Origin of the sequence: Methylobacterium symbioticum (assembly GCF_902141845.1) — a bacterium.
Lineage (GTDB): Bacteria > Pseudomonadota > Alphaproteobacteria > Rhizobiales > Beijerinckiaceae > Methylobacterium > Methylobacterium symbioticum.
In genome coordinates this window covers 1-13,206 of record NZ_CABFPH010000068.1, presented here as the reverse complement: position 1 = coordinate 13,206, position 13,206 = coordinate 1, and the positions used below count along the sequence as shown (strand labels likewise).

14 protein-coding genes and 1 pseudogene are annotated in these 13,206 nt (G+C 70.5%); 8 read left to right on the top strand and 7 right to left on the bottom strand.

All coding sequences use genetic code 11. The features are described 5' to 3' along the window. Positions 1-44 precede the first annotated feature (44 nt). On the bottom strand, positions 45-1,289 hold the full coding sequence (locus MET9862_RS19830; RefSeq protein WP_142584613.1) for an MFS transporter: 1,245 nt from the start codon (positions 1,287-1,289) through the stop codon (positions 45-47). 74 nt (positions 1,290-1,363) lie between these two features. Between MET9862_RS19830 and gcvA the strand changes: the two genes are divergently transcribed. Then, complete coding sequence (gene gcvA, locus MET9862_RS19825; RefSeq protein WP_142584612.1) at positions 1,364-2,242, top strand: transcriptional regulator GcvA; 879 nt, start codon at positions 1,364-1,366, stop codon at positions 2,240-2,242. A gap of 231 nt (positions 2,243-2,473) precedes the next feature. On the opposite strand, the gene MET9862_RS19820 is transcribed toward gcvA, so the two are convergent. The 4 genes from MET9862_RS19820 to MET9862_RS19805 all read right to left on the bottom strand — a co-directional run bounded on the left by MET9862_RS19820 (position 2,474) and on the right by MET9862_RS19805 (position 5,896). After that, positions 2,474-2,701 (bottom strand): hypothetical protein, encoded by a 228-nt coding sequence (locus MET9862_RS19820; RefSeq protein ID WP_142584611.1) that lies wholly within the window; start codon positions 2,699-2,701, stop codon positions 2,474-2,476. Continuing rightward, positions 2,698-2,883, bottom strand: a complete 186-nt coding sequence (locus MET9862_RS19815) for a hypothetical protein (RefSeq protein WP_142584610.1) — start codon at positions 2,881-2,883, stop codon at positions 2,698-2,700. Before MET9862_RS19815 ends, MET9862_RS19820 begins: the two co-directional genes overlap by 4 nt. Positions 2,884-3,185: 302 nt before the next feature. Continuing rightward, positions 3,186-5,501, bottom strand: coding sequence for a TonB-dependent receptor family protein (locus MET9862_RS19810; protein WP_142584609.1), 2,316 nt, complete (start codon positions 5,499-5,501; stop codon positions 3,186-3,188). 41 nt (positions 5,502-5,542) lie between these two features. Next, positions 5,543-5,896: a hypothetical protein gene (locus MET9862_RS19805; RefSeq protein ID WP_244612808.1), complete on the bottom strand. Its 354-nt coding sequence runs from the start codon at positions 5,894-5,896 to the stop codon at positions 5,543-5,545. A gap of 437 nt (positions 5,897-6,333) precedes the next feature. Here MET9862_RS19805 and MET9862_RS19800 point away from each other — a divergent pair, with 437 nt between their 5' ends. From MET9862_RS19800 to MET9862_RS19775, 6 genes are all read left to right on the top strand, one after another. Next, a complete protein-coding gene (locus MET9862_RS19800) occupies positions 6,334-6,654 on the top strand; it encodes a hypothetical protein (RefSeq protein ID WP_142584607.1) in 321 nt (106 codons plus the stop codon). A gap of 272 nt (positions 6,655-6,926) precedes the next feature. Beyond that, positions 6,927-7,649, top strand: coding sequence for a hemerythrin domain-containing protein (locus MET9862_RS19795; protein ID WP_142584606.1), 723 nt, complete (start codon positions 6,927-6,929; stop codon positions 7,647-7,649). Positions 7,650-7,971: 322 nt separating this feature from the next. Beyond that, positions 7,972-8,976 carry a sulfate ABC transporter substrate-binding protein gene (locus tag MET9862_RS19790; RefSeq protein WP_142584628.1) on the top strand — a complete coding sequence of 335 codons (1,005 nt, stop codon included), beginning with the start codon at positions 7,972-7,974 and terminating at the stop codon, positions 8,974-8,976. A gap of 9 nt (positions 8,977-8,985) precedes the next feature. After that, positions 8,986-9,840: a sulfate ABC transporter permease subunit CysT gene (gene cysT / locus MET9862_RS19785; protein ID WP_142584605.1), complete on the top strand. Its 855-nt coding sequence runs from the start codon at positions 8,986-8,988 to the stop codon at positions 9,838-9,840. Next, the gene (cysW, locus tag MET9862_RS19780; RefSeq protein WP_142584604.1) at positions 9,833-10,720 is read left to right on the top strand and encodes a sulfate ABC transporter permease subunit CysW; all 888 of its coding nucleotides are present in this window, start codon (positions 9,833-9,835) and stop codon (positions 10,718-10,720) included. The genes cysT and cysW overlap by 8 nt, the downstream gene beginning before the upstream one ends. Before the next feature lie 19 nt (positions 10,721-10,739). Beyond that, on the top strand, positions 10,740-11,768 hold the full coding sequence (locus MET9862_RS19775) for a sulfate/molybdate ABC transporter ATP-binding protein (RefSeq protein ID WP_244612809.1): 1,029 nt from the start codon (positions 10,740-10,742) through the stop codon (positions 11,766-11,768). Here the strand turns inward: MET9862_RS19775 and speB are convergent. Then, on the bottom strand, positions 11,753-12,745 hold the full coding sequence (gene speB / locus MET9862_RS19770; protein WP_142584626.1) for an agmatinase: 993 nt from the start codon (positions 12,743-12,745) through the stop codon (positions 11,753-11,755). The two genes, MET9862_RS19775 and speB, sit on opposite strands and share 16 nt — an antisense overlap. A 158-nt stretch (positions 12,746-12,903) precedes the next feature. Further along, positions 12,904-13,110, bottom strand: a complete 207-nt coding sequence (locus MET9862_RS29525; protein ID WP_210248122.1) for a hypothetical protein — start codon at positions 13,108-13,110, stop codon at positions 12,904-12,906. Between MET9862_RS29525 and MET9862_RS30205 the strand changes: the two are divergent. Then, a pseudogene (locus MET9862_RS30205) lies at positions 13,064-13,206 on the top strand (ABC transporter substrate-binding protein); the annotation flags it as partial. The gene MET9862_RS29525 and the pseudogene MET9862_RS30205 overlap by 47 nt on opposite strands.

Here is a 13,206-nt window from a genome sequence, read left to right as displayed (position 1 = left end):
TCAGCCGCTTCCGCCATAGCAAGGCCGACACGGCGCCAGGCACCTCACGCAGCCCGTGACAGCGCGTGTGCGGAGAGCCGGGGCGAAAGGGCGAGCATCAACGGGATCACGGCGCAGGCCGTGGCCGCAGCCGCTGCGGCCGCCCATTCCGGTCCGACTGCGTCGCCCAATGGGCCATAGAGCAGGGGCGTCGCGAGCGCGCTGCCGCCGAGCGTGCAAGTGTAAAAGATGGCGAAGGCTCTCTCGACGCGTGCCCCCGGCGCGAGCTGCGGCACAGTCCCGTAGAGCACGGAGGAGGTGCCGTTCAGCATCAGACCTAACGCCGGCAACACCACCAGTGCGGGGGAGAGCGGCAGGGCGACGACGGCCAGGATCGCCGCCGCGGTCCCAGCCTCGGTCAGGATTACACTGCGCGTCACACCGATACGCTCGCCGATTCTGCCGAAAACTGCTTTTCCCAGCGCACCGCCGACGGCAACGAGAGTAAATGCGACGCCAACGATTGCAAAGGCGGCGCCTTTTGATTGGAGGAGGAAGGGCAGGTAGATGAGGAATGCCGGGCGCGCGGCGTTGTCGAGCATGCCGATAGCCACGAGGAGACCGAAGCCGGTTCGGCCGGTCTGCTGCGGCGCGACGCATGGGCGAACGGCCATTGTGCCGGGCCTGTTGCCGCGTGGCCCGGATGGGCGCGGCAGCAGACCGGCCACCCCGAGCGCGACGACGCCCCCGGCGGCGCCGACCAGCCACAGAACCGAGCGCCAGTCGGACTGCGTGAGCAGGAAGCCGACGAGGGGCGGCAGCGCCGCCTTCCCCACATCGCCGGCGAAATTGTAGGTGCCGAGCGGACCGCGGGCCGCCGTCCCGTAGGCGCGGGCGATCACCGCGGAGGCCAGCGGGTGCTGCGTGCTGCTGCCGGCCCCCGAGAGCGCGAGGGCGACGCAGAGGCCGACGAGCCCCCCGGATGCGCCAGCGAGGGCGTAGCCGCCGGCGCTGAGCAGGGTGCCGAGCACGAGCACGGTGCGCGCGCCGAGCGGGCCGGCGAGCGCGGTGGCGGGAATCTGAAGGCCGGCCAGCGCACCCGCATAGAGCGAGCGCACCACCGCGAGGGCGATGTAGCCGAGCCCGAACTCCGCCTGCCAGACCGGCAGGAGCACATAGATCAGGTCGGTGTAGCCGTCGTGGAGCGCGTGATTGAGCCCCACCACCGCGAGCGTGCGCCGCGCGTCGCGCGGGGCCTCGGTCGATGCGCCGCGATGCAGGTCGGGCGAGAGCGGGCTGTCGGTGGTCATGGCCCGCAGGATGGGGCTCTCGTCCCACGCTGACAAACGTCTTATGCTGACGCTCACGTGAGGAAAGCTGACGCATGCACCGCCGCTTGCCGCCGCTCAACGCGTTGAAGGCCTTTGAGGCGGCGGGCCGTCACGAGAGCTTCACCCGGGCGGCCGACGAACTCAGCGTCACGCATGGCGCGGTGAGCCGGCACGTGCAGGCGCTCGAAGCCTGGCTCGGCCTCCCGCTGTTCGAGCGGCACAACCGGCGCGTGGTCCTGACCGAGGCCGGGCGGAGCTATCTCGCCGAGATCGGCGCGGCCCTCGACCGCGTGGCGCTCGCGACGGCGCGGCAGATGGAGCGTGGCCGGGCGCGCGTGCTGCACGTGAACGCGCTGGCGACCTTCACCCTGCGCTGGCTGATCCCGCGCCTCTCGGCCTTCCAGCGCGCCAATCCTGCCGTCGAGATTCGATTGACGACCTCGAACGTGCCGCTCGCACAGATCATCGAGCCTTTCGATGTCGCCATCCGGGGCGGCCCGGACCGGTGGCCGGGCTATGTCGGGCAGCCCTTCCTCACGGAGCGGCGCATGCCCGTCTGCAGCCCGACACTCCAGAGGCGCCTGTCGCTGCGGGAGCCGGCGCAGCTCGCGCAGTGCACGCTGCTGCATTCGGCGACGCTGCCTGATGTCTGGCGCCAGTGGCTGCAGGCGGCCGGCGTGCCGGATCTGGAGCCGCAGGCATCGGTCACGCTGGAGCATTTCTACCTGACGCTCCAGGCAGCCCTCGACGGGCTGGGCGTGGCGATGGGCCCGGAACGGTTGATCGCCGACGATGTCGCGGCGGGGCGGCTGACCCTCCCGTTCGCCGGTCCCGCGCTGCCGGCGCGCAGCTACCACGCCTACGTGCCCGAGGCTCAGGCGGAGCAGCCGGCCGTGCGCGCCTTCTGCGACTGGCTGCCCGTCGCAGCTTAGAACCTGTTCGGGCGGGGTCGACCGATCGTCATGCAGAGATCCGGCTCCTCCCACCCAACCACCTCATCCTGAGGTGCGCGGCGGGGATACGCCGGATCGACACCCGTTCGATCGGCTCGAACAGGCTCTTGGAGCACTCTCAAGCCGAAGGGGATGCCGGTTCGGCGCGCGAGAGCGCGCCGAACCAAAGACTTGGAGCCGCCCCCGATTGCAACGCGATCGGGGGCGGCTCTAGTGCGAACGGTCGGAGCGGTCGGGCGCGTGCCCCGCGCTGCTGTGGCGGTGATGCCGGTCGCGCTCGCCGCCTCCGCCGGAGACATGGGAGCGCGTGTCGCTCGTCGGCGAGCCGGGCGTCGGACCATGGCTGTCCGGCTCTCCGGGCTTCTCGGCGTTCTGGTGGCTGCTGCCGGGGCCGCCCTGGTGGCGGTCCGCAGCCGGCGTCTTGGTCGCGTTGCTCATCGGTCCTGCTGATGTCCCTTGTGCGTGGTGTTCACCTTCGTGTTGCCGGCCTGGCCGAGCTTGTCCGGGTCGCCGGCCTGCGTCGAACCCTTGGGGCCGGTGGCGGTCGGGGCCTCGGACGCGCTGCCCGGTCCCTTGTCCGAGCGGTTGTCGGGCGGCACGGGCGGGGGCTTGCTCGTCATGCTCTGTGTCCCTGTTCTGCTGCGTGGCCCGGCCCGGCACGTCTTGCGTCGCCGGCCTGGGTGTTCGAGGCGACGTGGCGATCGCGCCAAACGAGCGGGTCGCGCCGCCGGTCTCGTCCGACATCCGGGGTGGTCCCTTCGGGATGGCGGATATCGGCGTCGCTCGAGCGCCGCGCGGCGCCTGAGCGACGGTTGCCGCTTGATCCAAGCGGCAACCGTCTCAGGAGGCCAACGCCAGGGATGCCGGGCGGTTCACAGGGTGGTTCGCAGGAGCGGTCCCGAGACCGCCCCCCGCCGCGGCATCAGAAAGACAGCTTCATGCCGCCGATGAAGCTGCGCGGGGCGCCCGCGTAGATCGAGCCCGTCGTCGTCGCGAGCACGGCAGCCCCGTTCTGCAGGCCCGTCGACGCGCTGATCGTATTGGCGAGGTTCTGCGCCGAGGCGACGTAGACGGTGTCGAACAGGTTGCGCACCTCGAGATAGAGGCTCAGCCGCTTCGCGTCGGCGCCGACGAGGTCCGTGTCGTAATGCAGGTTGGCGTTGACGACCGCGTAGCCGGGCGCCTTCAGGAGATTGGCGTTGTCGAGGTAGAAGTCGCCCTGGACCACCGTCTCGACGAAGGCGCCGAGGCCGGCGAGCGGGCCGGAGGGCACGTCGTAGCCGAGGCGCGCCAGGAGCTGGTGGGCGGGCACGCCGGGAATGGTCCGGCCGGCCCGGTCGAAACGCCGGCTCAGGCTGCCAGCGCTGATCTGCTCGACGTAATCGGTGTAGATCTGATCGTTGAAGCCGTAGGCGACCGTCGCGCGCCAGCCGGGCCCGAAATCCCAAGTGGCGCCGAGTTCGATGCCGCGATGCTCCGAGGCCGGGGCGTTGAACGTATAGGCGAGCAGCCCGGCACCGGGAGATTGCGAGACGAGCTCGTTGCGGAAGAACTCGTAGAATCCGGTCAGGCTGACCGAGATCCCGGGCAGCGGCGTCCAGTCCACGCCGAGGTCGAGGCCGAGATTCTCCTGCGTCTGGAGCTGGGTGTTGTTCCCGGGCAGGCCGGCGGGCGTGATGAACAGGTTGGAGGCAGCCGGCGTCGTATAGCCACCCGCCATGCGTCCGCGGAACTGCCACGCCTCCGAAGGACGATAGACCAGCGCCAGTTCCGGCGCGACGTTCAGGAAGCTGCGATTCACGTCCGCGATCGTGCGGGCCGTACCAGCGGCCGTGGTCGTGTAGGCGAGATTGCGGCCGTCGATCGTGGTGTTCTCGGCGGAGAGGCCGAGCACCCCCGTCCACTGCTCGGAGAGCCCCAGTTCGATCCGGGCACGGCCGCCGAGATTCGACTGCACCGCCTCCTGATCGCCGATCAGCGCGCCGAGGCGTGGACCGCCATAGGGCGCGCGGTTGAAGGTGGTGATGTGGTTGTCGATCGTGTTGTAGGCGAGCGCCACGTAGCCGGTCGCCGGAAGGCCGAACAGGTCGCCGCGCCGCGTCAGATCCGTGAGGAGGTTCCAGGACGGGTAGGAGCCGCGCGAGGCGGTTGTGTAGAAGGGCTGGTTGAAGTTGCGCTCGTCGAAGCCCGCTTGCACGCGCCAGGTCGTGAACGCATCGATGTCGTGCTCCCAGCGCGCCGCCACGATGGTGCGGCGGTCGTTGCGCTGAAGCGCGGCCTCGGTCGCCGTCACCGGCACGGTCGGCCCGAAGGCGCCGTTGAGGAAGTACGTGTAGGTCGTGCAGCCCGGCGCCGCGCTCGCTGCGGCGAGGCAGCCGCGCTGATAGGGATTGATCCGATACTGGGCCAGCGAGGCGCGCGCCGCGAGGTTGGCGTGCAGGTCGTTGTTGATCACCTTGAGGGTGAAGCGGTTGTCGGGCGTCGGCGTGTAGCTCGCGAGCAGATTGATCGTCTGCGTGTCGAAGCTCGCATGGTCCTGATAGCCGTTGCCCCGCACGTCGCTGGCGAACAGGCTGATCTCGACGGGACCGCTGACGCCGCCCACCGTGAAGAAATTCGACAGGTAGCCGTAGGAGCCCGCGTCGACGCCGACCTCGTAGCCGTCGATCTCTCGGCCGGTCCGCGTGCGGAAGGCGATGGCGCCGCCGGTCGCGTAGTTGCCGAACAAGGCCGATTGCGGGCCCCGGAACACGTCGATCCGGCTGTAGGCGCGCGGATCGGTGTAATCGAAACGCGAGGCCCCGTCCGGCTGCGTGACCACGAAGCCGTCCTCCAGCACGACCATGTTCTTGATCACGCCGGTCGAGCGGGCATTGTTGCCGCGAATGGAGATGATGACGTCGCGGGCGCCGTTGCCCTGGCGCACGGTCACGCCGGGGCTGTTGACGAGGACCGAGCCGACGCCCGTGGCAGGGCGGTTCGCGATGACGTTGCGGCGGTCGATCCCGGTCACGACCTGCCCGACCGGATTCTCGATCACCACGGGGGCCGAGCCCTGAGGCGCCGCGACGCCGAAGCCCGGAGCAGCGGGGCGGGCCGGGCCGCCTTCGCCGACCACGGAGAGTTCCCCGAGGGTGACGCTGTCGGCGCCCTCCCGGGCCCGTGCGGCGGCCGGGGGAAGCGTGACGAGCACAAGCGCGGCGAGGCGCAGGGCGCCGCCTGGAAGACGAAACGACATGGATAACGGTCCGGGTCTGAGCGATCGGGAGGGCGGATCGATCAGAGTGCGGGCGGACCTCGTGGACTGACGGACCGATCGGGGGGCGCCCGGGCCTGGACGGGCCCGGCCTCGCGCCAGACGGCGGAGGCCACCTGAACCGGGATCCAGTTCACGGTCGCGTATCCCGCCGGGAGCGGGGGAAGCCAGCCGGCCCCCTGCACCGCCGTGCAGCAGACGTGATGCCGGCAGGCCGAGCCGTGGTCGCCGGGGGCGCTCGATGCGTCGTGCCGCGCGCAGATCTCCGGGTCGGCCGAGACCGAGACCGAGACCGGCGGGACGAGCCCTCCGAGGAAGGCCTGGAGCAAGAGCGCGTAGAGCGCGATCACCCCGATGATCGCGCGGCTCTGGACCATTCGAGGCAGGCACCGGCGCATGCCTGCCCTTACGGAACGGCCAAGCCGTCGGTCAATCCATCCGGGGCCGGTCAGCGGTGAAGACCTGTCTCCATCCGACGCGCTGGCTGCGCCGTCGCCTCGGGCCGACGCAGGCCTGCGCCCACACCGGAACGGCAGGCGCCTCTCGAGAGCGCTCTCCGCCGGAGTCGAGGCCGGTTCGGCGCAAGAGAGCGCGTCACAACAAAGGTTTAGACCCATCCCGACTGCAACGCGATCGGGAACGGCTCTAAAGCTTGGCTCATTTGGCGCCAGCATCCCGAAAAGGCGCACAAAGTTCCCAATAATCCCGCAGATAAATTCGTCCTTGTCGCGCTTGCACGACCGAAACGCGCGGCCATGTTCGTCAACCAGGCACGTCGTAACGCTGCCCGACACGGCAAAGACGGAGGATGATCATGGCGAATGCCAACAGGCACCACATGGGTCCGGGCGCGCAGGGCAAGGGGGCCGGGACCGGCGCATTGACGGATCTGCCCGACGGCATCCTTCCGGAGAACATGGTGCTGAGCAACCGGGACAAGAGTCTGCACGGCGACGCGCGCGGCCTCGACGGCAAGCACGTCCAGACCGAGCAATACCAGGACCATGCCGGCAACCGGCAGACCGCCCCCGATGACGCGGCACAAGCGGGGAGCGCCAACAACAGCGGCCTGTCCAGCCCGAGCATGGGGTCCTCCGGCGACGAGAGCAGCCTCAAGCGGCGCCAGAACGGCTGAGGCTCGCACTCTCAAGCTGAACCGGCAACCGGTTCGGCTGACGAGGGCGTGTCACAACAAGGACCGCGAGGCGATCTCGCAACGCGATCGGGACCGGCGCGAGCGGCCGGGAAACCTTCCCCGCTCCCACGGCCTTGATCCGGGACCAGGCGCGCGCGCTGCGCGGACGTGGATGGCTCGGCGAGAACGAGCGGTTCGAAACGAAGGTTCGGAGCCGCTCCCGGTCGCAGCGCGATCGGGAGCGGCGCGCATCCAGGGGTGGAGGAGGCCGCATGGACATCTGGCATTTCATCGAGCGCGACCACGCCAATATCGCGTATCTGATCCACGAGATGCCTGCCGCCCTTCCCGGCGCGGACGTGCTGCGCAGTCGCAGCCGGCTTCTCGCCGACCTGATCGACGAACTCGACCGGCACGCGAAGGCCCTCTCCGGAAGCCTCTATCCAGTGCTGCGACGCGATCCCGGCACGGAGCGCCTCATCGCCGATCTCGCCGCCGAGGAAGCCGAGTTCATGCGCGCCCTCCGCCGGCTGCAGCGGCAGCGGACGGACTCGCGCGGCTGGCTCGACCGCTTCGCGGACGCCACCTACGCCGTCGACCGCTGGCTCCACCGCCACCGGCACGAGCTGGTGCCGGCCGCCCGCGCCCGGCTCTTCGGCCCGGATCTGGACCGGACCGGCGATGCCTTCATTCGGGCGCGCAGGCGTCTGCTGAACGAGCGGGGCAGCGGCTTCCCGGGGCATCTGCGCAAAGCCGGTGCCGTCGTCGCCCTGACCTCCGCGGTCGCGCTGCTGATCTGGCGCCTCGGCGCGGCGGACCGGCACCGGGGCGCGGGCCAGCCGGTGCCCGCGAAGCGGGCGGACGGCGCGGCCCCGCAGCCGCCGCGGGAGCGCGGCGAGGATCTGCGCGAACGGCAGGAGCGCCTGCTCGACGAGGCGATCGAAGAGACGTTTCCGGCGAGCGACCCGATCGCGCCGTCGCGGATCACCCGCTGACGGGGCCGGGTCTGGCCGCAGCGAAACGTTCGTTCTTCAGGACGCGCTGGGAGAGCAAGATCCGTCTCCTGAATAGATTGGACGGAAAATATTTTCCGCTTAGTTGAGGTCCGATAAGGCGTTGAGAGAGGATCGCGATCACGGGAGCCGTGTGGACGGTGCGGTCCAGGCCCGCAGCGACGCTTGACATCGTTCTGTAAAACGAACACCACAGGGCATCCCAAACGGCCGCGCGGGGCGCGGTCGATCGCAGGAGGTATCCGTGGCCGTTCAGCGCGCTTCTCGACAGGACCGGACCCCGCGGGCCCGGCTCGCATGCCGGATGCTCGCCCTCGGCCTCGCGCTCTGCACCGCGGCGGCCACGCTGCCGGTCGACGCGCAGGCCCAGTCCGCCCTGCTCAACGTCTCCTACGACCCGACGCGCGAGCTCTATCGCGACGTCAACGCCGCCTTCGCCGAGGCGTGGAAGGCGAAGACCGGCGAGGACATCACGGTGCGCGCCTCTCATGGCGGCTCGGGCTCGCAGGCCCGCACGGTGATCGACGGCGTGCCGGCTGACGTGGTGACGCTCGGCATCCCGTCCGACATCGACGCGATCGCCAAGATCTCCAAGAAGATCAGCCCCGACTGGCGCACCAAGCTGCCGAACCAGGGCCTGCCCTACACCTCGACCGTGGTCTTCCTCGTCCGCAAGGGCAACCCGAAGGGCGTGAAGGACTGGGCGGACCTCACCAAGCCCGACATCAAGGTCATCACGCCGAACCCGAAGACCTCGGCGGGCGGGCGCTGGAACTTCCTCGCCGCCTGGGGCTACGCCTACGAGCGGGACGGCAAGGACGCGGCCAAGGCCGACGCCTTCGTCGGGCAGATCTACAAGAACGTGCCGGTGCTCGACACGGGCGCGCGCGGCTCCACCGTGACCTTCGCCCAGCGCGGCCTCGGCGACGTGTTGCCGGCCTGGGAGAACGAGGCCTTCCTCGTGCTGCAGGAATTCGGCGCCGACAAGTTCGACATCGTGGTGCCGCCGGTCTCGATCTACGCCGAGCCGCCGGTGGCGCTGGTCGATGCCAATGTCGACGCGAAGGGGACCCGCAAACAGGCCGAGGCCTATCTGCAGTTCCTGTTCAGCGATCAGGCGCAGGCGATCTTCGCCAAGCACCACTACCGGCCGATCAAGCGCGAGGCCGCCGACCCGAAGGACCTCGCGCTCCTGCCCGAGATCAAGCTCTTCAAGATCGAGGACCTGCAGGGCGACTGGGACACGATCCAGAAGAAGAACTTCGACAACGGCGGCCTGTTCGACCAGCTGAGCAAGGCCGGCCGCTAGGGCGACGCGATGAGCGAACCGCGCAAACCCCGCCGGCAGTTCCGCCGGCCGAGCGTGCTCCCGGGCTTCGGGATCACCTTCGGCTACACGCTGACCTGCCTCTCCCTCGTCGTGCTGCTGCCGCTCGCCGCCCTGGTCTGGCGCGCCTCCGGGCTCGGCCTCTCGGGCATCCTCGACGTCGCCCGCGACCCGCGGGTGGCGAGCGCGCTGAGGATCAGCTTCGGCGTGTCGCTGCTCGCCGCGCTCACGGCCTCGATCTTCGGCTTCGTGGTGGCCTGGGTCCTGACCCGCTACCGCTTCCCCGGACGGCGGATCGTGGACGCCACGGTCGACCTGCCCTTCGCCCTGCCGACGGCGGTGGCCGGCATCGCGCTGGCCTCGCTCTACGCGCCGACCGGCCTCGTCGGCGCGCAACTGGAGAGGATCGGCATCCAGGCGGCCTACACGCCGGTCGGCATCTTCATCGCGATGGTGTTCATCGGCCTGCCCTTCGCGGTGCGCACCGTGCAGCCGCTCATCGCCGAGATCGACAAGGAGGTCGAGGAGGCCTCGGCCACCCTCGGCGCGAGCCGCCGCGCCACCTTGGTGAAGGTGGTGCTGCCGCCCCTGATCCCGGCGGTGCTGACCGGCTTCGCCCTCGCCTTCGCCCGCGGCGTCGGGGAGTACGGCTCGATCATCTTCATCGCGGGCAACCTGCCCTACGTCTCGGAGATCGCGCCGCTGCTCATCGTCATCAAGCTGTCGGAATACGACTATGCGGGCGCCGCGGCGATCGCCACGATCATGCTCGGCATCTCGTTCCTCACGCTTCTGGCGATCAACCTGATCCAGGCCTGGAGCCGTCGGAGATTCGGCTATGTCTGAGGGCGCCGCCATCCTGAGCGGGCCGGCTCACGTGTCGCGGCCGACGAGCGCGGTGGGCGAGGGCCGGGCCGTGCGCTGGACGCTGATCGCCGTGGCGATCGTGTTCCTGGCCCTGTTCCTCGTCCTGCCGATGCTGACGATCTTCGTGCAGGCCTTCTCGAAGGGCTGGGAGACCTATCTCGCCACCTTCCGGGAGCCGGACGCGATCGCGGCCGTGAAGCTCACGCTCACCGTCGCGGCCATCGCCGTGCCGTTCAACCTCGTCTTCGGGGTGGCGGCGGCCTGGGCCATCGCCAAGTTCGAGTTCCCGGGCAAGAGCCTGCTCGTGACGCTGATCGACCTGCCCTTCTCGGTCTCGCCCGTGGTGTCGGGGCTGATCTACGTGCTGGTGTTCGGGACACAGGGGGTCTTCGGCGGCTTCTTCGCCGCGCACGGCATCCAGATCCTGTTCGCCCTGCCGGGCATCGTGCTGGCGACGATCTTCGTCACCTTCCCCTTCGTCGCCCGCGAGCTGATCCCGCTGATGCAGGAGCAGGGCACCGCCGAGGAGGAGGCCGCGCTGACGCTCGGCGCCTCCGGGCTCTGGGCCTTCCTCACCGTCACGCTTCCGAACATCCGCTGGGGCCTGCTCTACAGCGTGCTCCTCTGCAACGCCCGGGCGATGGGCGAATTCGGCGCGGTCTCCGTGGTCTCGGGCCACATCCGCGGCCTCACCAACACGATCCCGCTCCACGTGGAGATCCTCTACAATGAGTACAACTTCGTCGCGGCTTTCGCCGTCGCCTCTCTCCTCGCCGGCCTTGCCCTTGTCACGCTCCTCCTCAAATCCGTCCTGGAGTGGCGCTACGCGGGCGATCTCGCCGCCGGCGGACGGCACTAGGTCCCACCCCTCCACGGCGATCCGCGTCGAGGGCCTGTCGAAGACCTTCGACACGGCGGCCGTCCTGCACGATTTCGACCTCGACGTGCGGGCCGGCGAGCTGCTCGGCCTGCTCGGCCCCTCGGGCTCGGGCAAGACCACGCTGCTGCGCATCATCGCCGGGCTCGACTTCCCCGACCGCGGCCGGGTGCTGTTCGGCGGCGACGACGCCACCGGCCTGCCGGTGCAGCAGCGGGCAGTGGGCTTCGTGTTCCAGCACTATGCCCTGTTCAAGCATATGAGCGTGGCCGACAACATCGCCTACGGGCTCAATGCCCGGAAGCGGAGCGACCGGCCGAGCCGCACGGAGATCCGCCGCCGCGTCGGCGACCTGCTCGACCTGATCAAGCTGTCGGGCTTCGGCGACCGCTACCCGTCGCAGCTCTCGGGCGGCCAGCGCCAGCGCGTGGCGCTCGCCCGCGCGCTCGCCGTCGAGCCGCGGGTGCTCCTCCTCGACGAGCCCTTCGGAGCCCTGGACGCCCAGGTGCGCAAGGACCTGCGCCGCTGGCTGCGCGAGATCCACGACCGCACCGGCCAGACCACGATCTTCGTGACCCACGACCAGGACGAGGCGCTGGAACTCTCCGACCGCGTCGCCGTGCTCGACCGGGGCCGGCTGGAGCAGGTCGGCACGCCGGACGAGGTGCAGGACAACCCGGCCTCGGCGACCGTGCTGAAGTTCCTGGGCGACGCCGTCGAGATCGAGGCCATCGCCGAGGGCGGGCAGGTGCGCGTCGACGGGCGCCCGGTGCCGAGCGTCGTGGCCCCGGAGGGGCTGATCGGCCCGGTCAAGCTCTACGTGCGTCCCTGGCAGATCCAGCTCACCGAGCCCGCGGCGGCCCATCTCCACGGCACGGTGCGCGCCTCGCACCGCAGCCAGGGGCGGCAGCGCATCGAGGTCGACCGCGGCGAGAGCCGGCCGCTCCTCGTCGAGGATTTCGACGGCGAGCGCTACGCAGCCGGCCGCGAGGTCGGCCTGCGCATCGTCGGCGGCTACGTCTTCGCCTGAACGTCGACTTGGCGCGCGTCGGCCTGGTGAGAGCCCATCCGGGCCTGCGCCCGGCGCGCCGCCACCGCGTCGGCGAGCAGGCACAGGATCTCGAAGGCGATCTGCCCGCCCGCGAGCGCCGTCACCCCGGTCGGGTCGAGGGAGGGCGCCACCTCCACGAGGTCGGCTCCCACGAGGTCGAGCCCACGCAGGGCCCGCACCAGGGCGAGCGCCTCCCGGCTGGTGAAGCCGCCGATCTCCGGCGTGCCGGTGCCGGGCGCGTAGGCCGGATCGAGGGCGTCGATGTCGAAGCTGAGATAGGTCGGCCCCGCGCCAACGATCGCGCGGGCCTCGGCCGCGACCTCCGGCAGGCCGCGCATCGCCGCCTCCTCCATCGTGATCACGCGGACGCCCTGCGCGCAGGCCCAGTCGCGCTCGTCCGCGGCATCCATGCTGCCCCGGATGCCGATCTGCACGCAGCGGCGCGGGTCGAGCACGCCGTCCTCGATCGCCCGACGGAACGGCGTGCCGTGGGTGAGCCGCGTGCCGCCGTATTGCGCGTCGTCCGTGTCGCTGTGCGCGTCGATATGGACGAGGCCGAGCGGCCGTCCGGCCCCGAGGGCGCGCAGGACCGGATAGCTGACGAGGTGATCGCCGCCGACCGAGAGCGGCACGATGGCGGCGGCGCGCAGCCCGCCGAAGAACCGCTCGATCCGTTCGCACGTCTCGGCGGCGTCGATCGGGTTGACCGGCACGTCGCCGAGATCGGCGCAGGCCGCGAGCGCGTAGGGCGCGATCCCCGAGGCGTGGTTGACCATGCGCGTGCCGGTCGAGGCCTCGCGCACCGAGCGGGGGCCGAGCCGCGCGCCGGGCCGGTTGGTGGTCGCCCCATCGAAGGGGATGCCGACGAGGCCGATCTCGACGCCCTCCGCCGCCTCGGGCGAGCGCAGCGGAAGCCGCATGAAGCTCGACAGGCCGGCGAAGCGCGGCGTCTCCATGCCGGAGGCGGGGCGAAATCCGGCGATCCGCGCCGCATCCGATTCGCTGACCCTGTGCGGCACGTCCGATCCCCGTCGCAATCCGGCCCATCATCCGTGAGGGCGATGGACCGGATCAACCCAGAGGCGCGCGCCGTGATCCCCGGATCCAGGCGGACTCAGCAGGTGCGGTCGAGCTGGTAGCCGTTCGGGCCGGCATTGCCGCGGAAGCGGCAGCCGCCGAAGCTGCCGGCGAAGCCGTAGGAGTCCTGCCCCGTCTTCCAGCTCGCACCGCGGCCGCCGGGATAGGCGACCGCGCGGTGCTCGCGCGGCGCGCGGGCGGCGTTGCGTGGCCTCGTGCGCGTGCAGCGCGACGGCAACGGCACCACGCCGGGTCTCAGCTTCGCGGTGGCGAGCGACTCAGCGTTCAAGACGAAGCGCGCGCTGCTCGCCGATTACGTGAGCCTCCTCGCCCGCGCGCC

Coding starts and splice junctions, on each gene's coding strand:
- MET9862_RS19830 (WP_142584613.1), bottom strand. CDS start 1,289: ATGACCACCGACAGCCCGCTCTCGCCCGACCTGCATCGCGGCGCATCG.
- gcvA (WP_142584612.1), top strand. CDS start 1,364: ATGCACCGCCGCTTGCCGCCGCTCAACGCGTTGAAGGCCTTTGAGGCG.
- MET9862_RS19820 (WP_142584611.1), bottom strand. CDS start 2,701: ATGAGCAACGCGACCAAGACGCCGGCTGCGGACCGCCACCAGGGCGGC.
- MET9862_RS19815 (WP_142584610.1), bottom strand. CDS start 2,883: ATGACGAGCAAGCCCCCGCCCGTGCCGCCCGACAACCGCTCGGACAAG.
- MET9862_RS19810 (WP_142584609.1), bottom strand. CDS start 5,501: ATGTCGTTTCGTCTTCCAGGCGGCGCCCTGCGCCTCGCCGCGCTTGTG.
- MET9862_RS19805 (WP_244612808.1), bottom strand. CDS start 5,896: ATGGTCCAGAGCCGCGCGATCATCGGGGTGATCGCGCTCTACGCGCTC.
- MET9862_RS19800 (WP_142584607.1), top strand. CDS start 6,334: ATGGCGAATGCCAACAGGCACCACATGGGTCCGGGCGCGCAGGGCAAG.
- MET9862_RS19795 (WP_142584606.1), top strand. CDS start 6,927: ATGGACATCTGGCATTTCATCGAGCGCGACCACGCCAATATCGCGTAT.
- MET9862_RS19790 (WP_142584628.1), top strand. CDS start 7,972: ATGCTCGCCCTCGGCCTCGCGCTCTGCACCGCGGCGGCCACGCTGCCG.
- cysT (WP_142584605.1), top strand. CDS start 8,986: ATGAGCGAACCGCGCAAACCCCGCCGGCAGTTCCGCCGGCCGAGCGTG.
- cysW (WP_142584604.1), top strand. CDS start 9,833: ATGTCTGAGGGCGCCGCCATCCTGAGCGGGCCGGCTCACGTGTCGCGG.
- speB (WP_142584626.1), bottom strand. CDS start 12,745: ATGGAGACGCCGCGCTTCGCCGGCCTGTCGAGCTTCATGCGGCTTCCG.